The following is a 22,005-nucleotide window of genomic DNA, read 5'->3' as shown; positions in this document are numbered from 1 at the left end:
TTGTTCTACGAACCGCAAAACGGGCATGGCCTGCCGCACGATCCCTTCAATGCGATCGTCGCGCCGCGGCCGATCGGCTGGATATCGACGCGCTCGAAGGCTGGCGCGCTCAATCTTGCGCCCTATTCCTATTTCAACGTGATTTCCCACAGCCCGCATCTGGTGATCTTTTCATCGAGCGGGCGTAAGGACAGTGTCACCTTCATCGAGGAGACCGGGGAATTCGCCGTCAATCTGGTGAGCGGCAATCTCAGGGAACAGATGAACGCGAGCGCGGTAAATGCGCCGCGTGGCGTGAGCGAATTCGATTACGCCGGATTGACGCCGGCTCCCTGCAAGCTGATAGAAGCGCCGCGCGTGGCGGAAGCCTATGCCGCGCTGGAATGCGTGGCCACCGATATTCGGGTGCCCATGGACAGGCATGGCAACCCATCGGGCAATTTTCTGGTGACGGGCGAAGTGGTCGGCATCCACATCGATGAAGCCATTCTCACCGATGGCCTGATCGATATCAAGAAAGCCCAGCCCGTCTCGCGTCTGGGATATATGGATTATGCGACGATCAGCGAGGTCTATCAGATGTGGCGACCGCAGTGGGAAACATCAGAAATTAAGCCGCGTTGATGATGGGCACTTGCGCCGGGTGGATGGCGAGCTTGGCGGTGAAGCCATCGCGCCGGGCGATGGCGCAGTCCTTTCGCAGTTCGGCCTCATCCTGCAAAATACAGGCCGTATCGATTGCCGCTACGTCGGCTGCCTTCGCGCCGAACAGGGTGAGTGTCCGCGCCAGGCGGAAGGGATCGGTATAGCAGCCGTTTTCATCATGCATTGTCCGCGCGCCGATGATGGCCGCCAAGCCTTCGGCATCCCAGCCAAGGCCGACGAGACGTGGCGTACAGCCGCGATAGCTCGCCATGGAAAGCGTCCCAATCGCGGTTCCCGTGGTGATGGCGATGATTTCCGTCACGCCTTCCGGCAGGCCGGCCTCTGCTTCATGCACATTGAGTCGCGCGGAAAGTTTCACGACATTCGCCGCGCTGTCGCACCTTGGCAGCACAACCCCGTGCGGTCGCGCGGGCATGATGGCGGCGAGGTCGTCATCGGCGAGGGCGCTATCGAGACCGCTGATTTTCACATAGAGCCGTGGTCCGTCTTTCGACGCGCTTCGCAGGAACGAGGCAATCCTTGCGCGCGCCGCTTCCCCGGGCGATGGGGTGACGGAATGGAGATCAAGAACCAGCGCGTCGGCGCCGCTCGAAAGCGCGTCTTCGAGTTTTCGGTCCGAATCATCAGGCACAAGCAGCAGTGAACGCATCAGGCCGCTCTTGCCCGCGTTTTCATCATGGCCTGCCGCCTGCAGCGGGCAACCAGCGTATCGTTCTGGTTATAGGCGCGGTGTTCGAACTCGACGATTCCGCGATCGGATTTCGACCGCGACGGCCTGACTGCGATCACCTCCGTCTCGACTCGCAGTGTATCGCCATGGAAAACCGGGGCAGGGAAGACGACCTCACTCATGCCGAGATTGGCAATGGCCGTGCCAAAGGTGGTGTCATACACCGAAATGCCGACCACGAGGCCGAGCGTGAGCATGGAATTGACGGTGGGCCTGCCCCATTCGCTCCTGGCTGCGAAGTCGAAATCGATATGCAGCGGCTGCGGATTGAGCGTCATTGTCGAGAAAAGCATGTTGTCGCTCTCGGTGATCGTCTTGCGAATCGCATGGCGAAAGCGTTGTCCCGGTTCGAATTGCTCAAGATAGAGTCCCCGCATGATACCTCCGAACGGCACTCGCGGGACTCAGGCCCCGCTTAAGAATTAGCCAATGCTTATAATCTGCCATGAGAACGGGCAAGTCTCAACCCTCGATAGTGGCTCGCACTTAGTTGGCAGGATATAGCTGCAACACACACAGCGCGGATCGGTTCCCGCACGGTTTGTTTCACAACGTCTTGAAGTTTTGTCTGCTTAACCTTTCGCAAACCATACGCCGAAAACAGTGGGGAAAACTTGATTGACAATTGAACATAAATGGAACAAAAAGGGAAATATAAGCGAACAACGAGGAGCGCACCCATGCCTGATCTCATTCACGACGTCATGTCTTTCGTGTCTATCAGCCTGTTCATCGCCACTTTCGCCATCTGGGTGAGCGCGATCTGATGGGGGCATTAGATTTGTTGACCGGCTCAGGCTTGGCTGGACCGGGCCGCGCATAATCCATAAGAATTGAAACCCGGGGCGACCCGGAGTCGCTTCCAGCGCAAATTGGGAAATGGACATTTTGGCGAACGGTGTGAGAGCGGGCATAAGCGAGCGTGATGCGGCGGCGGCTCCGCGATTCATCCATCTGCGGGTCCACTCCGCCTATTCCCTTCTTGAGGGTGCACTTCAGGTTGGCAAGATTATTGCTCATGCGGTGGGCGACCATGCGCCGGCAATTGCGATCACCGACACCAATAATCTGTTCGGCGCGCTGGAATTCGCCCAGAAAGCCGTCAAGGATGGGGTGCAGCCGATTGTCGGCTGCCAGCTGGATATTGGTTTCGGCGATAGCGGCGATGACAATCGCAATGCGTCGCGGCGCGACGCGCTGGGCCTTGCGCCGATGGTGTTCATCGCCGCCACGGAAGCGGGTTATGCCAATCTGGTGCGTCTGGTAAGCCGCGCCTATCTCGAAACGCCGTCGGGCGATCCCGTGCATATCGAGGCGGGCTGGCTTGCGAATCATTCGCAGGGCATCATCGCGCTGACCGGCGGGGCGATGGGGCCTATAGGCCGCGCGCTTGCCGCCGAGCGGCCGGATCGGGCGCAGCAGCGTCTCCAGCATCTGCAATCGCTCTTTAATGATCGTCTCTATATCGAATTGCAGCGTCCGGCGGGTTATGATCGCTCGCTCGAAGCGCGGATGGTCGAGCTGGCCTATGCCAGGGCGCTTCCGCTGGTGGCGACCAATGAGGCCTTCTTTCTCAAAAGCGCGGATTACGAGGCGCATGACGCGCTGCTCGCCATCGCCGACGGACAATTGCTCTCCTCCGATGAGCGCCGCCGCCTGACGCCGGACCATTATCTGAAAAGCCAGTCCGAGATGGCCGCACTCTTCGCCGATTTGCCGGAAGCGCTGGAGAATACGATAGAGATCGCGCGGCGCTGTTCATGGTATCCGGAAACCCGCAAGCCGATCCTGCCGCGCTTCACGGGCGATGCGGATGATCCCGATGCGGCGCTTGCAGCGGAAGCCGACGAATTGGCGCGACAGGCCCGCGAGGGCCTCGAACAGCGCATCGCGACGCTGGGGATGGCGGATGGCTATACGCGCGAGCAATATGCCGAGCGGCTGGAATACGAGATATCGATCATCCAGCGGATGGGGTTTCCGGGCTATTTTCTCATCGTTTCCGACTTCATTAAATGGGCGAAGGGGCAGGGCATTCCCGTGGGGCCGGGCCGCGGTTCCGGCGCGGGTTCGCTTGTCGCCTATGCGCTCACCATCACCGACGTCGATCCGTTGCGCTTTTCCCTGCTGTTCGAGCGCTTCCTCAATCCGGACCGCGTGTCGATGCCCGATTTCGACATCGATTTTTGCCAGGACCGGCGCGATGAGGTCATTCGCTATGTGCAGGCCAAATATGGCCGCGATCAGGTGGCTCAGATCATCACCTTCGGCACGCTGCAAGCCCGCGCCGTGCTGCGCGATGTCGGGCGCGTGCTCGAAATGCCTTATGGACAAGTGGACAGGCTCTGCAAGCTCGTGCCGCAGAACCCGGCCAATCCGGTCACGCTGGGACAGGCGATCGAGAGCGAGCCCAAGATTGCCGAGGAGCGCGAGAAGGAGCCGGTTGTCGGGCGTCTGCTCGATATCGGCCTGAAGCTGGAAGGGCTCTACCGCCACGCCTCGACCCACGCGGCGGGCATCGTCATCGGCGACCGACCCTTGTCGGAACTGGTGCCGATGTACCGCGATCCGCGCTCCGATATGCCGGTCACCCAATATAATATGAAATGGGTGGAACAGGCGGGGCTGGTCAAGTTCGACTTTCTCGGCCTGAAAACCCTGACGGTCCTGCAGACGGCGGTGCGGCTCGTCAGCCGCAAGGGCATTGAGATCGACCTCGCCAACCTGCCGCTCGACGACGCGCCTACCTACGAGATGCTGTCGCGCGGCGAGACAGTCGGTGTGTTCCAGGTGGAAAGCGCGGGCATGCGCAAGGCGCTGATCGGCATGAAGCCGGACTGCATCGAGGATGTCATCGCGCTGGTGGCGCTTTATCGCCCCGGCCCGATGGAGAACATTCCGATCTATAATGCGCGCAAGCATGGCGAGGAGGAAATCGCCTCTATCCATCCCAAGATCGATCATCTGGTGAAGGAGACGCAGGGCGTCATCGTCTACCAGGAACAGGTGATGCAGATCGCGCAGGAGCTTTCCGGCTATTCGCTCGGCGAAGCGGATCTTCTTCGTCGCGCCATGGGCAAGAAGATCCGTGAGGAGATGGACAAGCAGCGCCTCCGCTTCGTCGATGGCGCCATCGAGCGCGGCGTGGGCAAGGCGCAGGCCAATACCATCTTCGACCTCTTGGCAAAATTCGCCGATTACGGCTTCAACAAGTCGCACGCCGCCGCCTACGCCATCGTTTCCTACCAGACAGCCTATTTGAAAGCGCATTACCCGGTCGAGTTTCTCGCCGCATCGATGACCTACGATATGTCCAATACGGACAAGCTCAACGACTTCCGCCGGGAGGCGAACCGCCTCGGCATCGAGGTCGTGCAGCCCTCGGTGATGAGTTCCTTCCGGCAGTTCGAGGTCGGCGAGAACCGGATTTTCTATTCGCTTGCCGCGATCAAGGGCGTCGGCGAGGCCGCTGTCGAGCATATTGTCGAGAAGCGACGCGAGAAGCCCTATGAGAGCCTTGAGGATTTCTGCGAGCGTATCGATCCGCGTGTCGTCAATCGCCGGGTTTTCGAAAGCCTGATCAATGCCGGCGCGTTTGATTGCTTCAAGCGGGACCGGGAGGGGATGATCGCGGGGCTCGATCGCATCATGGGCCACGCGCAGCGCACGCAGGAAAATGCGGTGAGCGGCCAGGCGGATATTTTCGGTCTTTCCGGCAGCCCCAAGGAAAAGTTGCAGCTTCCCACTGTCGCCCCATGGCTTTCGCAGGAAAAGCTGCACCGCGAATTCCAGGCGGTCGGATTCTATCTTTCCGCCCATCCGCTAGATGAATACCGCTCCGTGCTGGATAAAATGCGCGTGCAGAGCTGGGCCGATTTTTCCATCGCGGTAAAGCGCGGCGCGAGCGCCGGGCGTCTTGCCGGCACGGTGACGGCCAAGCAGGAACGCAAGACGCGCACCGGCAACAAGATGGGCATCGTGCAGTTTTCGGATGCCACCGGGCAGTTCGAGTCGGTGCTGTTTTCCGAAGCGCTGGCGCAATATCGCGACCTGCTTGAATCGGGCAAATCGGTTGTGATCACGGTTGCCGCGGAAGACCGGCCCGAAGGCATCAGCCTGCGCATCCAGACCGTGCAGTCGCTGGAGGACGAGGCGAGCCGCATCCAGAAAGCCATGCGGCTTTATCTGCGTTCGAGTGAGGCGTTGAAGCAGATCGCGCCGCATCTGACGACGCGCGGCGACGGGCAGGTGAGCCTCATCGTCATCAAGGAAAACGGCCTGCGCGAGGTCGAGATCGAACTCCCCGACCGCTACCGCGTCACCCCGCAAATCGCCAGCGCATGCAAGGCGATCAAGGGCGTGGTGGATGTGGAGCTGCTTTAGCGGTGAGCAGTGAGCAGTGAGCAGCGAAATAAAGCGGCCCCCTTGCTATTTGCCGCTCACAGTTCGCACTACTGCTCACTGCTCACTGCTCACTGCTCACTGCTCACTGCTCACTTTCTCTGCGCCCCGTGCCGAAGGTATACCCCGTCTCCACCGCCTTGTTGCCGAATTTGGTTCGCAGCCGGTCGATTGCGCGCTCAGTGGCGGCGCGTTTGGTGGCTTGCGTGTCGACGAGATCGGCCGGATCTGCGCGGGCTGCGTCCGAGAGATCGCTGACGCCAATGCCGATCAGGCGGAATTTCGTGCCGTCCAGTTCCTTTTCCAGCAAATGCAGCCCGGTGCGGAAAATCCGGTCGGCAAGCTGTGTCGGGTCGGCGAGTTGCCGGTTGCGGGTTCTCGATTTGAAATCTTGAGTCTTCAACTTCAGGACGACCGTTCGTCCGGCGATGTTGCCGGCCTTCAGCCGCCGCGAGACTTTTTCCGAGAGGCTGCGCAGAATCGGCACCAGGTCACTCGCCTCGGATAGATCCGTGTTGAAGGTGGTTTCCGCCGAAACGCTCTTCATCTCGCCTTCCGGCTCGACGCGGCGCGTGTCCAGGCCGCGCGACAGGCGGTAGAGCCTTTGTCCCATCAGGCCGTATGCCTTCATCAGCGTCGATTCATCCATGTCCTGCAATTGGCCGATGGCGCGGATGCCATTGCCCTCAAGCGTCGCCGCGAAGGCCTTGCCCACGCCCCAGATCATCGTCACCGGCTTGTCTCGAAGGAAGGCCACCGCTTCTCTTTCACCGATAACTGAGAAGCCGCGCGGCTTTTCGAAATCAGAGGCGATTTTCGCCAGAAACTTGCAATAGGAAAGACCTACGGAAATGGTGATGCCGACCTCGTCCTCGATGCGTTTGGCAAAACGGGCGAGTACGCGGGCAGGGGAATCGCGGTGGAGTTTCTCGGTGCCCTTGAGGTCAAGAAAAGCCTCGTCGATCGAAATCGGCTCGACCAGCGGCGTGAGTTCCAGCATCATCAGCCGGATTTCGCGGCCCACCTTCACGTATTTTTCCATGTCGGGCTTTACCACGACCGCCTGCGGGCAGGCTTCAAGCGCCTTGAACATCGGCATTGCCGAACGCACGCCATGGATGCGCGCGATATAGCACGCCGTGGAGACGACGCCGCGCTTTCCGCCACCGATGATCACAGGCTTGTCGCGCAATTCAGGATTGTCGCGCTTCTCCACCGCCGCATAAAAGGCGTCGCAATCGATATGGGCAATCGCAAGCTGGTAGAGTTCCGCATGGCGTAAAAGCCTTGGGGTACCGCAGGCATGGCAGCGCCGTGCCGCGGATCGTTGCGACGTCAGGCAATCGCGACAAAACCCGAAAAGCGGATCGTCCATCGATTTAAACCTGCCGATCCCAGGTTTCATCGCCGCCGGGCAGCGCTTGAAGCGCGCGTTGCAAATCCGCCGGTTTGTTGCCGCTTGCCTCGCAGAAGCGCAGCAGCGTCGGCTCATGCGCGAGATAGAATTGCAGTACGCCGGCAAGAAAGCCCGGCTCGCGCGCGGCTGCCCTGATATCGTTGGGTCCAATGCCGGTAAGCGCCAGAAAACGCGGCAGGAGTTCATCATCCTGAGCCAGAAACGCCAGCGCTTCTATCGCTATTTTCTGGGCCCCTTCGACTGATATCGTGCCGGCTGCCATCATGTTCTTCATTTGTCCCCTTTCAAGCTCTTTAGGGCTAGCCAATCTTGCTGGCAACTTTATAGTACAGGAAACACAATAAAAGGTGCGGGGACATTGGCCGGTTCATTTGCCTTTCGTCAATCTTGTTCAGCTAAGATATTAACTGGGATTGGAGCGGCATGGGCGGGATCGTCGTGAACGCGTGGATGCTCGGCTCTGGGCGCGGCATATTCGAGAAAGTTTTCAATGATAAAAAAAGTGATGATCGTTGAAGACAACGAGCTGAACATGAAGCTTTTCCGCGATCTGATCGAGGCGAGCGGTTATGAGACCATCCGCACCCGCAATGGCCTGGAAGCGCTGGATCTTGCCCGGCTGCACAAGCCCGATCTGATTCTCATGGATATCCAGCTGCCGGAGGTTTCGGGCCTGGAGGTAACGAAATGGCTGAAGGAAGATGACGAGCTGCGTCACATTCCGGTCATCGCCGTTACCGCCTTTGCGATGAAGGGCGATGAAGAGCGCATCCGGCAGGGCGGATGCGAGGCCTATATCTCCAAGCCCATCTCCGTTCCCCGGTTCATTGAAACCATCAAATCCTATCTGGGCGATGCCTGAGAGAGATTTTACGTGACCGCTCGCATTCTTGTCGTGGACGATCTGCCGGCCAATGTGAAGCTTCTCGAATCGAGGCTGCTGGCGGAATATTACGATGTGGTTTCCGCGCCGGGCGGTGAAGCCGCGCTGGATATCTGCCAGAGCAGCAATGTCGATATCGTCCTTCTCGACGTGATGATGCCCGGCATCGACGGTTTCGAGGTATGCCGCCGTCTGAAGGCAGATCCGAAGACCATGAATATCCCGGTGGTGATGGTGACGGCGCTCGATCGGCCGCAGGATCGCATCCGGGGGTTGGAGGCGGGGGCCGATGATTTTCTGACCAAGCCGGTCAATGATCTGCAGCTTCTCTCGCGCGTGAAAAGCCTGGCGCGGTTGAAGACCCTTTCGGACGAGCTTCTCATGCGGGCGACATCGGCGCGCGAGACGGATATCGAAACGCTCTTGCTCGCGCGCTCGGCGGATTCCGGCGGCCAGGCCGATCTTCTCATCGTCGATGAGGACGGCCAGGCCGCGGCGCGGTTGAAGCGCCTGCTTGTCGCGGATAACAGGGTCGATACCGTCAGCGAACCGTCCGCCGCGCTGCTCGCCGCGGTGGAGGGCAATTATGACTGCGTCATCGTCTCGACCGGGTTTTCCAGCTACGATCCTTTGCGGCTGTGCTCGCAAATGCGGGCTATAGAACGCACGCGGCTGCTTCCGGTCATTCTCATCGCCGATCCCGGCGAGGCGGCTCTCGTCGCTAGGGGGTTGGATCTGGGCGTCAACGACTATTCCATGCGCCCACTCGACCGCAACGAGCTGCTTGCGCGTGTGCGAACGCAGGTCAAGCGCAAGCGGTATAACGATCTCTTGCGAAAGAGCCTCAGCCGGACCATTGAAATGGCGGTCACCGACAGCCTGACCGGGTTGCATAACCGCCGCTATCTCGACAGCCATATGCCCGTGCTCTTTGCGCGGTCGGTATCGCGCGAGCGTCCGCTTTCCCTGTTGATCATCGACATGGATCATTTCAAGCGCATCAACGATACCTTCGGCCATGATGCGGGTGATGACGTGCTGCGCGATTTCGCCGGCCGGCTCAACCGCAACATTCGCGGCATCGATCTTGCTTGCCGCTATGGCGGGGAGGAGTTCGTGGTGGCGCTGCCCGATACGGATCAGCGGATGGCGGCAATCGTGGCCGAGCGCATCCGGGGTACTGTGGCCTCGACGCCTTTCACCATTCGCGTCGGAACCGCGAGCGTGGATGTGACCATCAGCATAGGCATCGCCTCGCTGCAGCCGCGCGACGATAGCGTCGAGAAATTGTTCAAGCGCGCCGACACCGCGCTTTACGAGGCCAAGAGAAGCGGGCGCAACCGGGTGGTTGGGGCCGTCGCCTGATTTAAACGGTTTGTGCTTTGATACGCATTTACCACGTTGTGCGATATGGTTACTGAATTTTTAAGATCTAGTTGCTTTTTTCCCACATTTGCGCAAATTTTATGGAAGTAAAGAGCGCGTTGCAGGAGCGACCCGCACCTGCATAATTTCCGAAAGTCGGAAACGATTTAAGGGTATGCAGACAAAAAATACCCCATGATGCTCAGGTCCGCCGCATCTCCTGGGTCCGTGGGGTCGGTCGGTCGGCGTTGGCACCAAGTGGAATCCTCGTACCGCTGCCTCATCGCCGACCGACCCCATTTTTCACCATCATCTTACAAACAAAAACGCCGCCCTTGTCAGGCGGCGCTTTGGATATCGCTGAAACGCAAGATTACTTGATCTTGGTTTCCTTGAACTCGACATGCTTCATCGCAACCGGGTCGTACTTGCGCTTCGTCATCTTGTCCGTCATCGTGCGGCTGTTCTTCGTGGTAACGTAGAAGAAGCCGGTGTCGGCGGTCGACAAAAGCTTGATCTTGATGGTCGTAGCCTTAGCCATTTTACAGTACCTGCTCTTTTTTAATTGAAACCGCCTGCGATTCCGGCGATTTCATCCGGCAGCGGGAATTCGGCGCGACACTACGAATATGCGCTGAAAAGTCAAGCCTGCTTCTTCTTGCCCGTAAGCCGAAACGCGGTCACAACCATATAAAGCGCGAAAAATATGCCGAGCACGACAGCGAACCCCTTCGGCCCCATGGCGTCCATGCCGATGCCGACCGCCTGCGGCCCGGCCAGCATGCCAAGCGCATAGCAGAAGACGAAGGCGGAATTGGCGGCGGCGAGTTCGCGTCCGGTCAGTTTCGAGCCCAGATGCGCAAGGCCGACCGTATAGAGGCCCGCCACCACGCCGCCCCATATGAAGAGCAGCCCGGCCACCAGATACCAGTTGGCGATGATGAAGGGCAGGACGACCATGCCGGCGAGGCCGATGGCGGCGCAGATAAGCAGGAGGTTGCGGCGGTCGCGGATCTTGTCGCTAATGAGGCCAATGGGGATTTGCAGCAATACATTGCCGAGGCCAATCATGGTCAACAGCAGCGCGGCTTCGCTTTCCGTATAGCCGATGCGGGTTCCAAACACCGGGAAGAGTGCGAAACCGCCTGTCTCGACCGCGCCGAAGACGAAGACGGCGGCCGTGGCCGTTGGCACCGCGAAGATATAGCGGACGAACGGCACATGCTCGCTCTCGCCGAAATCGGGGCTGTCCTTCCAGGCCAGAAGTACCGGGATCGCCGCCAGCATGATAATGGCGAAGCCGACGCCGAAGGGCAGCATTCCGGCGCTGCCGATCTGCGAGAACAGCCAAGGGCCGGCGGCGAAGCCCAGGGAAAGCATGGTGGCATAGATGCCCAGCACCAGCCCGCGCTTTTCCGGCGGGGCGGAAGCGTTGATCCAGTATTCCGACAGGACAAAGAGCACGGTCAGCGCAAAATGCAGCGCGATGCGCAGCAGAAACCATGCCCAGAGGGATTGGAAGAAATGAAAGCCGAGAAAGGCGAAGCCGCCGAGGAGCAGCATGGTGAGGATGGTGCGCACCACGCCGAAGCGGCCGGCGATGGGGGCGGCCAGCGGCGCGGCGGCAATCGAGGCGAGACCGGCGACCGCCGTGTTGGCGCCGATGAGGCTCGCCGAATAGCCGCGCGCTTCCAGAAGCACGCTCAAGAGCGGAATGCCGAGGCCGATCGCCATGCCCACGGCGCTGATCGTGGCGATTGCCGCGGCGAGCGAGCGCCAGGCGGTGGGGGGGGCCGCATCTGTCATTGAGAAACTCTTATTGGAGTGTGTCATGATCGAATGGGAACGTTGGCGAGTCCAGTTCGCGCCCTCCTTCCCCCTTGCGGGGAAGGTGTCTGCGGAGCAGACGGATGGGGGTGGTGACGTTTACGCTTTTTCTGGAGACAATGGCGTAAACGTCACCACCCCCACCCGACCCTTCGGGCCACCCTCCCCGCAAGGGGGAGGGAAGAGTGCGAGCCGATCCCCGCCATTGCACACGAGCGCAGTCGAGCACCAGCGTCTCTACTTTAATTGCTAAATATGATCCGCCTCGCCGCCAAATCCGTGCATGTAATAGGCCCATTGCAGCCCGATGGTAGCGCCCTTGAGCGGCTGCAGGAGCAGGAGAGACAGAAGGATCGTTATCGGCCCCCACATCGCCATATGCGCCCAGAGCGGCAAATCCACCGAAGCCTCGACGCCCATGAAGCCGGCGACGACCACGTGGCCGACGACGAAGATCGTCAGATAGGCCGGCAAATCATCCGCGCGCTGGTGGTGGAATTCCTCGCCGCATGCCGCGCAGGCATCGACCGGCTTGACGAAGGCGCGAAACAGCTTGCCTTCGCCGCAATGCGGGCAGCGGCTGCAGAAGCCACGCCACATGGCCTGCAGGAGCGGGCGGACGGGCCGCGCAATTGCCGGTGCGCCGCCGAATATCTGCGGTTCAACTGACTGGTTCATGAACGATCTCTCCGCTTTCCCCGTGGAATTCCCGATGGCCGTCCCCTTTGGCCCCGCATCGCGCGGCTCGATTTGTGATGCGAACGCATCGATGCCGGCATGGGGCGCGGTTCGGAGACCATTTGGAAGCGAAGCGAGCCCGCTAGCGGCAGCGCTTCGACCAGTTTGACATCGACGATATCGCCGAGGCGATAGCCTTTTCCGCTGCGTTCGCCGGCAATGGCATGGTTCGCTTCGTCGTAAAGATAATACTCGTTGCCGAGCGTGGAAATGGGGACGAAGCCATCCGCGCCATATGTCGCAAGCGCGACGAACAGGCCGGACTTGGTGACGCCGGAAATCCGGCCCTGAAACTCGCTGCCGATCTGTCCCGCCAGATGATGCGCGATCAGCCGGTCGACGGTTTCACGCTCCGCCGCCATCGCGCGGCGCTCGGTGGCGGAAATGAGCGCGGCGATTTCGGCGAGCCGCGCCACCTCGTCCGAGGTGATTCCGCCGGGGCCGAGATCGAGCGCGCGGATCAGCGCGCGATGGACTATCAGATCGGCGTAACGGCGGATCGGCGAGGTGAAATGCGCATAGCGCTGGAGGTTCAGGCCGAAATGGCCGATATTGTCTGGGCTGTATTCGGCCTGGCTCTGTGAGCGCAGCACCACCTGGTTGACCAGTTCCTCCTGATCGCTGCCCTGAACGCGCTTCAGAATCTGGTTGAACTGGCCGGGCTTGAGCTGGGCGCCCTTGGCAAGGCTGATATCCAGCGTGCGCAAAAATTCACGCAGCGATTCCTGCTTGGCCATCGACGGAGCATCGTGGGTGCGGAAGACCAGCGGCTGGCTTTTGCGCTCCAGCGTTTCCGCCGCCGCCACATTCGCCTGGATCATGAATTCCTCGACGAGCTTGTGCGCGTCGAGCCGGGGCGGGATGACGACCTTGTCTACCTTGCCTTCGGGCGTCAGCAGGATCTTCTTTTCCGGCAGGTCGAGTTCCAGCGGCTCGCGCGCATCGCGCCCGCGCTTGAGCGCCGCATAGGCGGCCCACAGCGGTTTCAGCACGGTATCGAGGATCGGGCCGGTCTTGTCATCCGGCGCGCCGTCTATCGCGGCCTGCGCTTGGCTGTAGGCGAGGCGCGCGTCGGAACGCATCATGATACGGTGGAAGCCGTGCGAGCGCTTGCGGCCTTCGGCGGTGAAGATCATGCGGACGGCGAGGGCAGGGCGGTCCACGCCTTCCTTCAGCGAGCAGAGATCGTTGGAAATCCGTTCCGGCAGCATCGGCACGACGCGGTCGGGGAAATAGACGGAATTGCCGCGTTTCAGCGCCTCACGGTCGAGCGCGGAGCCGGGCAAGACATAGGCCGCGACATCGGCGATGGCGACGGTAACGATATGGCCGCCGGGATTGGCGGGGTCGGTATCCGGCTCGGCGAATACCGCGTCGTCATGGTCCTTGGCGTCCGCCGGATCGATGGTGACGAGCGGAAGCGCGCGCCAGTCTTCGCGCCATTTTTGATGGGGCGCCATGGTGGCGGGCTTCGCCTCTTCGGCCTCGCGCAGCACCTCCTGCGGAAACACATGGGGTATCTCATGCGCGTGAATCGCGATCATCGACAGCGCTTTTTCACTGTCGATCGAGCCCACGATCTGCCGCACGGCGGCACGGGGCAAGCCGTAGCGCCCGGCCTGGGTGACATCGACCTCAATGAGATCGCCAGCTTTTGCGCCATTCAGCGCCTGCCCGTCGACCACCAGTTCCGGCTGGCGGCGATCCACGGGCTCCAGGCGCCATTCGGCGTCGCGGGTCTGGCGCAGCACGCCCAGCACGGCATCGCGCCGGTGCTCCAGCCGTTTCATGATGCGCGCGGTATAGGCCGGACCGGCCTTGTCGGCTGAGGGGAATATCTTGGCGAGCACCCGGTCGCCGACGCCGGGAGCCGGACCTTTATCGCCGCGTGAAATGCGGATGAGCACTTCCGGCGCCTGTCCGCCTGCCGCATCCCATTCCGCCGGTCTGGCGATCAGGCCGCCATCCTTGTCGCGTCCCGTAATGTCGAGGACGGCGACATGCGGCAGCGCCCCCTTGGTGGTCAGCCGCTTGGCGCGCTTCTCGATCAGGCCTTCGTCGGCGAGATCGCGCAGCATGTCCTTGAGGTAAATCCGGGCGTCGCCCTTCAGATTGAAGGCCTTGGCAATGTCGCGCTTGCCCGACTTGTCGGGGTTCTCGTTGATGAAGGTCAGGATGTCGTCGCGCGTCGGCAGATGCGCTCGGGCGTCCGGTTTCGTTCGCTCTGGTTTTGTCTGCTTTGAAATCCGGCGCGCCAATCCCTTAATCCCTCATCTATGCTTTTGCCGTGGCCTTTTTCGTGGTCTTGGCGGGAGCTTTCTTTTTCGCCGGGGCTTTGGTTTCTGCCTTTGCCGCCGTTTTTGTTGCGGTCTTCGTGGCTGCTTTGGCGCGGGCCGGTTTCTTGGCCGATGCGCCGCCTTTTTCCGCAATTAGCGCCAACGCGTCTTCCATCGTCACGGTCGCGGGATCCTTGCCCTTCGGCAGCGTGGCATTGACCTTGCCCCAGTTCACATAAGGGCCATAACGCCCGTCGCGAACCGTGATCGAACCGCCGTCCGGGTGGTCGCCCAGGGTCGCCAGCGCCGCGGGGGCGGAGCGTGTGCGCCCGCCCTTGGCCTGCTTGTCCGCAAGAACGGAAACAGCGCGGTTGATGCCGATGGAGAATACCTCCTCGGCGTTCTCGACATTGGCATATGTACCATCATGCGACACATAGGGGCCGTAGCGCCCTATGCCGGCGGCGATCATCTTGCCCGTTTCGGGATGCTGTCCAATATCGCGCGGGAGCGAGAGAAGCGCCAGCGCCTTTTCAAGATCGATTGTCTCGAACGACCAGCCCTTTGGCAGGCTGGCGCGTTTCGCCTCCTTGCCTTCGCCCCGCTGGATATAGGGGCCGAAGCGGCCATTGCGCGCGGTAATCTCCTCGCCGGTGAATGTATCCTTGCCCAGCGCCTTCGGCTCATCGCCGCCGGCCGACCCGTTCTCACCCCCATTGGCATCGCTACCCAGCTGGCGGGTGAATTTGCATTCCGGGTAGTTGGAGCAGCCGACGAAGGCCCCGAATTTCCCCAGTTTCAGCGAGAGGGTACCCGTGCCGCAGGTGGGGCAGCTGCGCGGATCGATGCCTTCCCCCCTCGACGGGAAGACGAGGGGTCCCAGCTCCTCGTTCAACGCGTCGAGCACGTTGGTGACGCGCAATTCCTTTGTGTTGCCGACGGCAGCGGAAAAATCGTTCCAGAAATCGCGCAGAACGTCCTTCCACAAGAGCTTGCCGTCGGAGATCAGATCGAGCTTTCCTTCCAGATCCGCCGTGAAATCATATTCCACATAGCGGTCGAAGAAGCTTTCAAGGAAGGCCGTAACCAGACGCCCCTTGGCTTCCGGAACAAGCTTGCGCTTGTCGACAACGACATATTCGCGGTCCACCAGCGTCTTCAGCGTCGCGGTATAGGTGGACGGACGCCCGATGCCGATTTCTTCCATCTTCTTGATAAGAGTCGCTTCGGAATAGCGTGGCGGCGGCTCCGTGGAGTGCTGCGTGGCGTCGATCTTCTCGCGAGCGAGCGCTTCGCCGGCGCGGATTTCCGGCAGGCGCGCGCCGTCCTCATCGTCAGCCTCGTCCTCGCGATGCTCGGTATAGGCGGCGATGAAGCCGTCGAAGCGGGTGACGGAGCCGGTGGCGCGAAGCTGCGCCGTCTGCGTCCCGTTCGTCGCTTCGATCTCGACGGTCGTGCGCTCGATATCGGCGGACTGCATCTGGCTGGCGATGGCGCGCTTCCAGATCAGGTCGTAGAGTTTCGCCTGATCCTCATCGAGAAAGCGGCGCATTTCCTTCGGGTTCCGGCCAAAATCGGTCGGGCGGATTGCCTCGTGCGCTTCCTGCGCATTCTTGGCCTTGGTCGAGTAATAGCGCGGCTTTTCCGGCACATATTTTTCACCGAAACCGCTGCCGATGGCGCGCCGCGCCGCTTCGATGGCATCGGCGTCCATCTGCACGCCATCGGTACGCATATAGGTGATGAGACCCGCCGTCTCGCCGCCGATGTCAATGCCCTCATAGAGACGCTGGGCTATCTTCATGGTGCGATCGGAGGAAAAGCCAAGCTTGGCCGATGCCGCCTGCTGGAGCGTCGATGTGGTGAAGGGAGGGCCGGGATTGCGCTTTGTCGGCTTGGCCTCGACGGAGGCCGCCTTGAAGCTTGCTCCCTCCAGCATGGCCCGGATGCCGTCAGCCTGTTCGGCATTCTTGATATCGAGCTTGCCGAGCTTCTTGCCGTTGAAAACGGTAAGGCGCGATTCGAACGAATCGTTGCGCGGTGTTTTCAGCAATGCTGCGATGTTCCAATATTCCTCGCGGACGAAGCGCTCTATCTCCGCCTCGCGCTCGCAGACGATGCGCAGCGCCACGGACTGCACACGCCCCGCCGAACGCGCGCCGGGCAGCTTGCGCCACAGAACGGGCGAGAGCGTAAAACCAACCAGATAATCCAGCGCGCGGCGCGCCAGATAGGCATCGACCAGCGGCATGTCGATGTCACGCGGGTTCGCCATGGCGTCCAGCACGGCCTTCTTGGTGATGGCGTTAAAGGCGACGCGCTTGACGGATTTAGAGCCGATCACCTTTTTCTGGCGCAAAACTTCGAGAAGATGCCATGAAATGGCTTCGCCTTCGCGATCCGGATCGGTTGCGAGGAAGAGATTGTCGCTCTCCTTCACTGCCTTGGCGATGTCGTTGAGACGCTTGGCGGCGGGAGCATCAACCTCCCATGACATGGCGAAGTCTTCGTCTGGACGGACGGAACCATCCTTGGCCGGCAAATCGCGGATATGGCCGAACGAGGCCAGGACCGTATAGCCGGGGCCCAGATATTTGGTGATTGTTTTGGCCTTTGCAGGCGATTCGACGACGACGACGTTCATTTCACGCTCTATCCCGGGCCCCTGTCATTGCACAAATGCACATCGGTGGGGCAAAATTCGCTTTCCAAATGAACAGCCCTTGCCGATTGGTCAAGGGCAGGGCGATGTTTTTCAGTGAAATACAACCAGAGATTGCTTTAAAATGAAACGAAATCGAGGATAGTATTGTTATGAAATAATCTATTGATAAACGACGCCTTTGTAATCAATATTAGCATATCGAAATTCATCATTTCCATGATCAAAAATTTTCAGGTTTGCTATGAACAACGATTCAACGCGTACTGAAGTTCTTTCTTATATTCACCAGATCCTCGGCGAATTGCAGCGAATGGCCCGTTCCGCGGAGTTGCCGATGCTGGCCTATTTCATCGGGATGGCTTGCATCGTAGCCGATGATACGCTTCGCAGCGAGGAGGCGGCATCAGAGCAGGATAGAAACAGCTCCGCCTGAGTGGCGAGCGATCCGGCCGGCAAGATCCAGTTCGAGCAGGACCAGGAACACCTGCGACGGGTGAAGCCCGGTGTGGCGGATGATGTCGTCCGGATCGGTCGGGGTCGGGCTTAACGCCTCGATGATGCGGTCACGTTCGGGGTCGGTCAGGAGGGGCATCGGCCCGCTTGGCGCTTCGCTGAGCAACTCGTCCGGATCATCAGGGCGGCCAAACGGCAGTTCGCCTTGGGAGTTTTGGCCCACCAAGGGTTTTAGCGCATCGATGATGTCGCTTGCATCGGTCACCAGGATTGCGCCGTTTTTCAACAGCTTGTTCGTCCCGGCCGAGCGCGGGTCGAGCGGCGAGCCGGGCACGGCGAAGAGCAGCCGCCCCATTTCGCCTGCGAGTCTTGCGCTGATAAGCGAACCGGACCGGTCCGCCGCCTCGATGACGACGAGGCCCAGCGAAATCCCGGCGATGATGCGGTTGCGGCGGGGGAAATCGCGGGCTCGTGGCTCCCAGCCCATCGGCATCTCGCTGACGAGTACGCCGTTTCTTTCCGGAATGGCGTTGTAAAGATGCATGTTCTCGGGTGGATAGGGCTTATCCAGCCCGCCCGCGAGAACGGCGATGGTGCCGGTATCGAGGCTTGCCTCGTGCGCGGCGGCGTCGATCCCTCGCGCTAGTCCCGATACGATGGCGAAGCCCGCGGCGCCAAGCTCGCGCACAATCCGTTGCGTGAAGCGATTGCCGGCAACGGAGGAGTTGCGCGCGCCGACGATGGCGACCGGCGGGGTGTTGAATACGCTTGTATCGCCTTGACGATGAGAAGCGGCGGGGGCGCCTCATAGTGGCGCAGATAGGGCGGATAATCTGGCTCGCCCTTGCCCACGAGGCGCGCGCCGATCCGCTCGATCTCCTCCATCTCGCGCTCGGCTTCCTCAATAGTCGCCACGCGGATGGGCCGATGGCCGCCGCCACGATACATCAGCTCCGGCAGCATCTGCAGCGCGTCACCTGCGGAACCGAAATGCGAAATCAGATCGAGGAAGGTGACCGGGCCGACATTCTCGCTGCGGATCAGCCGCAGCCAGTTCAGCCTCTGACGGTCGGAGAGGCGAATTCCCTTTCGAGCAGGATGCAAATGAGCTGAATCAGGCATCCTGCTCTCAATCCTTGTTTAGCCGCATGATCTTATCCAAAAAGCCTGCAACTTTTTGGGATCATGCTCTGGGGAATTCGCCCGTCCGCTCATCCCTTGGCTCCGATCTTTCCTTCGGTGCCGTCAAGGAGACGGGAGATGTTGGCCCGGTGCTTGATGAAGACGATAAGGCTCATGACGGTGAAGAGAAGGGTTATATCCCTGAAACCGAACAGATAGAGCGCAATCGGCACGACAATTGCTGCGACGAGGGCGGCGAGCGAGGAATAGCGCGTCGTGAATGCCACAGCGAGCCAGACAAGCGCGAAAACCAGCGCGCCCTGCCAGGCGAGACCGAGGAGGACGCCAAAATAGGTTGCAACGCCTTTGCCGCCCTTGAAACCAAGCCAAACCGGATAGAGATGGCCGATAAATGCAGCGAAGCCAGCGGCGAGCGCGGCGTCCAGTCCCCAATGTACCGTGACCAAAACGGCGGCTGTGCCTTTAAGCATGTCGAGGAGCAGCGTCGCGGCGGCAAGCTTCTTGTTGCCGGTGCGCAGCACATTGGTGGCGCCGATATTGCCCGAGCCGATGGAGCGGACGTCTCCGAACCCGGCTAGGCGCGTGAGCACCAGGCCGAAGGGGATCGATCCGAGCAGATAGCCGAAGGCAAGGGCGGCGAGGAGGATGGGCAGGCCAGCCTGCAATATGGTTGGATCGATCATTATGCGCATTCTCCCCGGCTTTGAAGGAGGAACTTTCGAAACGTCGGCAGGACAGCGCCCCCCTCTGTCCTGCCGGACATCTCCCCCGCACCCCTCGTCATCCGAAGTCCTCGGGTTAAACCCGAGGATGACCCGAGGATCCACGGCAAGGGGGCAGAGACGATACTATCATGCGCGACAGGATCATGAATTACCGAACGAGATATTGTTCGGAGGACAAATACCGCTCCTGCTTTCTGGAACGCGTTGCGAGGGCGAAAAAAACAGCGCCCCCTAGCCGTGGATCCTCGGGTCATCCTCGGGTTTAACCCGAGGACTTCGGATGACGACGGGAGCAGGGGGAGATGCCCGGCAGGGCAGAGGGGGGTGATTGGAGCCAGCGTTTCCATTTGACCGCCCTTTAAAGCTCGAACACGGTTTTTCCCGCCACCATAGTCCGCGTTACGCGGCCTTGGAAGCGGGCGCTTTCGAAACAGCTGTTCTTGGAGCGCGAAAGCAGATCTTTTTCCCGCACGATCCACGGCTCGTCGAGATCGACCACTGTGAGATCGGCTGGCGCGCCCGGTTTCAGCGTTCCCGCGTCAAGGCCGAATATTTTCGCCGGCGCAGTCGAAAGCACCTCGATAATGCGAATGAGCGGCAGGCTTTCATTGTGATAAAGGCGCAGCGCCGCCGCCAGCAGCGTTTCCAGCCCGATGGCGCCTGCCGCCGCATCGGCGAAGGGCAGGCGCTTGGTGTCGACATCCTGCGGATCGTGCGCGGAGGCGACGAGATCGATCACACCTGAGCGTACCGCTTCCACCATCGCCAGCCGGTCTTCTTCCGTCCTGAGCGGTGGCGAGAGGCGGAAGAAGGTGCGGAATTCGCCGATATCGTTCTCGTTGAGCGAGAGATGGTTGATCGATATGCCCGCCGTAACCGGTAGCCCCAGATCCTTGGCGCGCAGGATGGCGTCCGCCGACATCGCGGTGGAAATCTGCGCGGCGTGGTATTTGCTACGGGTCAGCGCCGCCAACCTCAGGTCGCGCTCAAGCGGAATCACCTCCGCCTCGCGCGGAATGCCCGGCAGACCGAGCCAGCTTGCGAACAGCCCCTCGTTCATCACGCCTGTCGCGGCGAGGTAGGGATCGTGCGTTTCGTGAGCGACGACCACGCCGAAATCGCGCGCATAGGTCAGGGCCCGGCGCATCAGCAGCGTGTTGGCGATGGTTTTGCGCCCCTCGGTGATGGCGACCGCGCCGGCTTCCTTGAGAAGCCCGACTTCGGTCATTTCCTCGCCGTGCAGGCCCTTGGTGATCGCCGCCGCCGGGTGGACATTGACGATTGCCGTATCGCGCGCGGTGCGCTTGACGAATTCTACCAGCGCGACGGAGTCGATGACCGGATCGGTATCCGGCATCATGATGATGGAGGTGACGCCGCCGGCCGCCGCGGCCCGGCTTGCCGAGGCGATGGTTTCGCGGTGTTCCGCGCCGGGTTCGCCGATGAATACGCGGGAATCAACCAGCCCCGGGATGATCGCCTTGCCGTGGGCGTCGATACGCTGCGCTCCATCGGGCGCGCCCTGGTTCCGCGCATCGGCGCCGGACGCCAGAATCAGGCCGTCCTTGACGATGACTGTCCCGATTTCATCGAGGCCGCGCGAGGGATCGATGATGCGCGCGTTCTCGAAGACGGTCGCGCTCATGCTGGTTCTCCCGGCTCGTTGCGGCGCGGATCGAGCAGCGCCTCCATGACCGCCATGCGGACGGCGACGCCCATCTCGACCTGGCTTTGGATCATGCTTTGCGGGCCGTCGGCTATATCGGAGGCAATCTCGACGCCGCGGTTCATCGGCCCCGGATGCATGACCAGCGCGTCGGGCCTGGCGAATTTCAGCTTTTCGCGGTCGAGACCGTAATAGTGGAAATATTCGCGAACCGAAGGCACGAAGGAGCCCGCCATGCGCTCGCGTTGCAGGCGCAGCATCATCACGATATCGGCATTATCAAGGCCTTCCTCCATGGAATTGAAGACTTCGACGCTCATCTGCGCGATGCCCGAGGGAAGCAATGTCGAGGGCGCGACGACCCGGACGCGCGCGCCGAGCGCATTCAAAAGCAGGATGTTGGAGCGCGCCACGCGCGAGTGGAGCACATCGCCGCAAATCGCTATCGTGAGCCCTTCGATCCGGCCCTTGGCGCGGCGGATCGTCAGCGCGTCGAGAAGGGCCTGAGTCGGGTGCTCATGCGCCCCATCGCCTGCATTGACGACCGAGCAGCCGACTTTTTGTGCCAGAAGCGCCGCCGCGCCCGCCGAGGCGTGGCGGATGATCAATATGTCGGGGCGCATGGCGTTGAGGGTCATCGCGGTGTCGATGAGCGTCTCGCCCTTCTTCACCGAGGAATTGCCCACCGACATATTCATCACATCCGCGCCCAGCCGTTTGCCGGCCAGTTCGAAGGAGGATTGCGTCCGCGTCGACGCTTCGAAGAAGAGGTTGATCTGGGTGCGACCGCGCAAGCTTGCCTTTTTCTTCTCGGGCTGGCGGGAAATCGCCACGGCCTCATCGGCCAGGTCGAGAAGGCAGGTGATATCCTGCGGGGAGAGGCCCTTGATGCCAAGCAGGTGGCGGTGCGGGAAAATGGGAAGTGCCGGGTTCGATATCATGTTAAAAAACCCCTATAGGCCCGATGTAACCAGCCCGCAAGCAATGTATACCGGTGGATACAAATTTTAAGAAGGTTTTGGTAGCCGCATGATCTTATCCGAAAAGTTC

General features: G+C 60.8%; 17 protein-coding genes and 1 pseudogene. 5 read left to right on the top strand and 13 right to left on the bottom strand.

What is annotated here, in order from left to right; translation table 11 throughout:
* The gene (locus C7477_RS04000) at positions 1-624 is read left to right on the top strand and encodes a flavin reductase family protein (RefSeq protein ID WP_110749392.1); all 624 of its coding nucleotides are present in this window, start codon (positions 1-3) and stop codon (positions 622-624) included.
* On the opposite strand, the gene C7477_RS03995 is transcribed toward C7477_RS04000, so the two are convergent.
* Both C7477_RS03995 and C7477_RS03990 read right to left on the bottom strand, forming a co-directional pair.
* On the bottom strand, positions 611-1,315 hold the full coding sequence (locus tag C7477_RS03995) for an HpcH/HpaI aldolase/citrate lyase family protein (protein ID WP_110749224.1): 705 nt from the start codon (positions 1,313-1,315) through the stop codon (positions 611-613). The two genes, C7477_RS04000 and C7477_RS03995, sit on opposite strands and share 14 nt — an antisense overlap.
* Positions 1,315-1,773 (bottom strand): MaoC family dehydratase, encoded by a 459-nt coding sequence (locus tag C7477_RS03990; protein WP_110749222.1) that lies wholly within the window; start codon positions 1,771-1,773, stop codon positions 1,315-1,317. Before C7477_RS03990 ends, C7477_RS03995 begins: the two co-directional genes overlap by 1 nt.
* A gap of 502 nt (positions 1,774-2,275) precedes the next feature.
* Here C7477_RS03990 and dnaE point away from each other — a divergent pair.
* Positions 2,276-5,779, top strand: a complete 3,504-nt coding sequence (dnaE, locus tag C7477_RS03985; protein ID WP_110749220.1) for a DNA polymerase III subunit alpha — start codon at positions 2,276-2,278, stop codon at positions 5,777-5,779.
* A gap of 103 nt (positions 5,780-5,882) precedes the next feature.
* On the opposite strand, the gene C7477_RS03980 is transcribed toward dnaE, so the two are convergent.
* Positions 5,883-7,172 carry a DNA polymerase IV gene (locus C7477_RS03980; RefSeq protein WP_110749218.1) on the bottom strand — a complete coding sequence of 430 codons (1,290 nt, stop codon included), beginning with the start codon at positions 7,170-7,172 and terminating at the stop codon, positions 5,883-5,885.
* 4 nt (positions 7,173-7,176) lie between these two features.
* Positions 7,177-7,479 (bottom strand): DUF3572 domain-containing protein, encoded by a 303-nt coding sequence (locus C7477_RS03975; protein ID WP_245411717.1) that lies wholly within the window; start codon positions 7,477-7,479, stop codon positions 7,177-7,179.
* A 225-nt stretch (positions 7,480-7,704) separates the two neighbouring features.
* Between C7477_RS03975 and C7477_RS03970 the strand changes: the two genes are divergently transcribed.
* Both C7477_RS03970 and C7477_RS03965 read left to right on the top strand, forming a co-directional pair.
* Entirely contained in the window at positions 7,705-8,076 is a 372-nt protein-coding gene (locus C7477_RS03970; RefSeq protein WP_110749216.1) for a response regulator, read from the top strand.
* 12 nt (positions 8,077-8,088) lie between these two features.
* Entirely contained in the window at positions 8,089-9,462 is a 1,374-nt protein-coding gene (locus C7477_RS03965) for a PleD family two-component system response regulator (protein WP_110749213.1), read from the top strand.
* 373 nt (positions 9,463-9,835) lie between these two features.
* Here the strand turns inward: C7477_RS03965 and rpmG are convergent, their stop codons facing one another.
* The 5 genes from rpmG to topA all read right to left on the bottom strand — a co-directional run bounded on the left by rpmG (position 9,836) and on the right by topA (position 16,947).
* Positions 9,836-10,003, bottom strand: a complete 168-nt coding sequence (gene rpmG, locus C7477_RS03960) for a 50S ribosomal protein L33 (protein ID WP_110749211.1) — start codon at positions 10,001-10,003, stop codon at positions 9,836-9,838.
* A 101-nt stretch (positions 10,004-10,104) separates the two neighbouring features.
* Positions 10,105-11,268, bottom strand: coding sequence for an MFS transporter (locus tag C7477_RS03955; RefSeq protein ID WP_110749208.1), 1,164 nt, complete (start codon positions 11,266-11,268; stop codon positions 10,105-10,107).
* Positions 11,269-11,538: 270 nt separating this feature from the next.
* Positions 11,539-11,967, bottom strand: a complete 429-nt coding sequence (locus C7477_RS03950) for a DUF983 domain-containing protein (protein ID WP_110749206.1) — start codon at positions 11,965-11,967, stop codon at positions 11,539-11,541.
* Complete coding sequence (gene rnr / locus C7477_RS03945) at positions 11,964-14,285, bottom strand: ribonuclease R (RefSeq protein ID WP_425373503.1); 2,322 nt, start codon at positions 14,283-14,285, stop codon at positions 11,964-11,966. Before rnr ends, C7477_RS03950 begins: the two co-directional genes overlap by 4 nt.
* A 16-nt stretch (positions 14,286-14,301) precedes the next feature.
* Positions 14,302-16,947 (bottom strand): type I DNA topoisomerase, encoded by a 2,646-nt coding sequence (gene topA, locus C7477_RS03940; RefSeq protein WP_110749204.1) that lies wholly within the window; start codon positions 16,945-16,947, stop codon positions 14,302-14,304.
* A 262-nt stretch (positions 16,948-17,209) separates the two neighbouring features.
* Between topA and C7477_RS03935 the strand changes: the two genes are divergently transcribed.
* Positions 17,210-17,401 carry a hypothetical protein gene (locus C7477_RS03935; RefSeq protein ID WP_110749202.1) on the top strand — a complete coding sequence of 64 codons (192 nt, stop codon included), beginning with the start codon at positions 17,210-17,212 and terminating at the stop codon, positions 17,399-17,401.
* Here the strand turns inward: C7477_RS03935 and dprA are convergent.
* From dprA to C7477_RS03915, 4 genes and pseudogenes are all read right to left on the bottom strand, one after another.
* Positions 17,372-18,543 (bottom strand): annotated as a pseudogene (gene dprA, locus C7477_RS03930) (DNA-processing protein DprA). The gene C7477_RS03935 and the pseudogene dprA sit on opposite strands and share 30 nt — an antisense overlap.
* 89 nt (positions 18,544-18,632) lie before the next feature.
* Positions 18,633-19,247, bottom strand: a complete 615-nt coding sequence (gene plsY / locus C7477_RS03925; protein ID WP_110749386.1) for a glycerol-3-phosphate 1-O-acyltransferase PlsY — start codon at positions 19,245-19,247, stop codon at positions 18,633-18,635.
* Between the two features lie 400 nt (positions 19,248-19,647).
* Entirely contained in the window at positions 19,648-20,934 is a 1,287-nt protein-coding gene (locus C7477_RS03920) for a dihydroorotase (protein WP_110749200.1), read from the bottom strand.
* Positions 20,931-21,896 carry an aspartate carbamoyltransferase catalytic subunit gene (locus C7477_RS03915; protein WP_110749198.1) on the bottom strand — a complete coding sequence of 322 codons (966 nt, stop codon included), beginning with the start codon at positions 21,894-21,896 and terminating at the stop codon, positions 20,931-20,933. The genes C7477_RS03920 and C7477_RS03915 overlap by 4 nt, the downstream gene beginning before the upstream one ends.
* Positions 21,897-22,005 lie beyond the last annotated feature (109 nt).

This window comes from Paramesorhizobium leguminum, from assembly GCF_003217235.1.
GTDB classification, from domain to species: domain Bacteria; phylum Pseudomonadota; class Alphaproteobacteria; order Rhizobiales; family Rhizobiaceae; genus Paramesorhizobium; species Paramesorhizobium leguminum.
The sequence above is the reverse complement of the archived record's forward strand: the minus strand, read 5'-3'. Positions and strand labels throughout refer to the sequence as shown.

Bases quoted from the DNA above. Each gene is read 5' to 3' on its own strand.
- C7477_RS03990 (WP_110749222.1), bottom strand. From the start codon at position 1,773: ATGCGGGGACTCTATCTTGAGCAATTCGAACCGGGACAACGCTTTCGC.
- C7477_RS03955 (WP_110749208.1), bottom strand. From the start codon at position 11,268: ATGACAGATGCGGCCCCCCCCACCGCCTGGCGCTCGCTCGCCGCGGCA.
- C7477_RS03920 (WP_110749200.1), bottom strand. From the start codon at position 20,934: ATGAGCGCGACCGTCTTCGAGAACGCGCGCATCATCGATCCCTCGCGC.
- dnaE (WP_110749220.1), top strand. From the start codon at position 2,276: ATGGACATTTTGGCGAACGGTGTGAGAGCGGGCATAAGCGAGCGTGAT.
- C7477_RS03950 (WP_110749206.1), bottom strand. From the start codon at position 11,967: ATGAACCAGTCAGTTGAACCGCAGATATTCGGCGGCGCACCGGCAATT.
- rpmG (WP_110749211.1), bottom strand. From the start codon at position 10,003: ATGGCTAAGGCTACGACCATCAAGATCAAGCTTTTGTCGACCGCCGAC.
- C7477_RS03970 (WP_110749216.1), top strand. From the start codon at position 7,705: ATGATAAAAAAAGTGATGATCGTTGAAGACAACGAGCTGAACATGAAG.
- topA (WP_110749204.1), bottom strand. From the start codon at position 16,947: ATGAACGTCGTCGTCGTCGAATCGCCTGCAAAGGCCAAAACAATCACC.
- C7477_RS03995 (WP_110749224.1), bottom strand. From the start codon at position 1,315: ATGCGTTCACTGCTGCTTGTGCCTGATGATTCGGACCGAAAACTCGAA.
- plsY (WP_110749386.1), bottom strand. From the start codon at position 19,247: ATGATCGATCCAACCATATTGCAGGCTGGCCTGCCCATCCTCCTCGCC.
- C7477_RS03915 (WP_110749198.1), bottom strand. From the start codon at position 21,896: ATGATATCGAACCCGGCACTTCCCATTTTCCCGCACCGCCACCTGCTT.
- C7477_RS03935 (WP_110749202.1), top strand. From the start codon at position 17,210: ATGAACAACGATTCAACGCGTACTGAAGTTCTTTCTTATATTCACCAG.
- C7477_RS03975 (WP_245411717.1), bottom strand. From the start codon at position 7,479: ATGATGGCAGCCGGCACGATATCAGTCGAAGGGGCCCAGAAAATAGCG.
- C7477_RS03980 (WP_110749218.1), bottom strand. From the start codon at position 7,172: ATGGACGATCCGCTTTTCGGGTTTTGTCGCGATTGCCTGACGTCGCAA.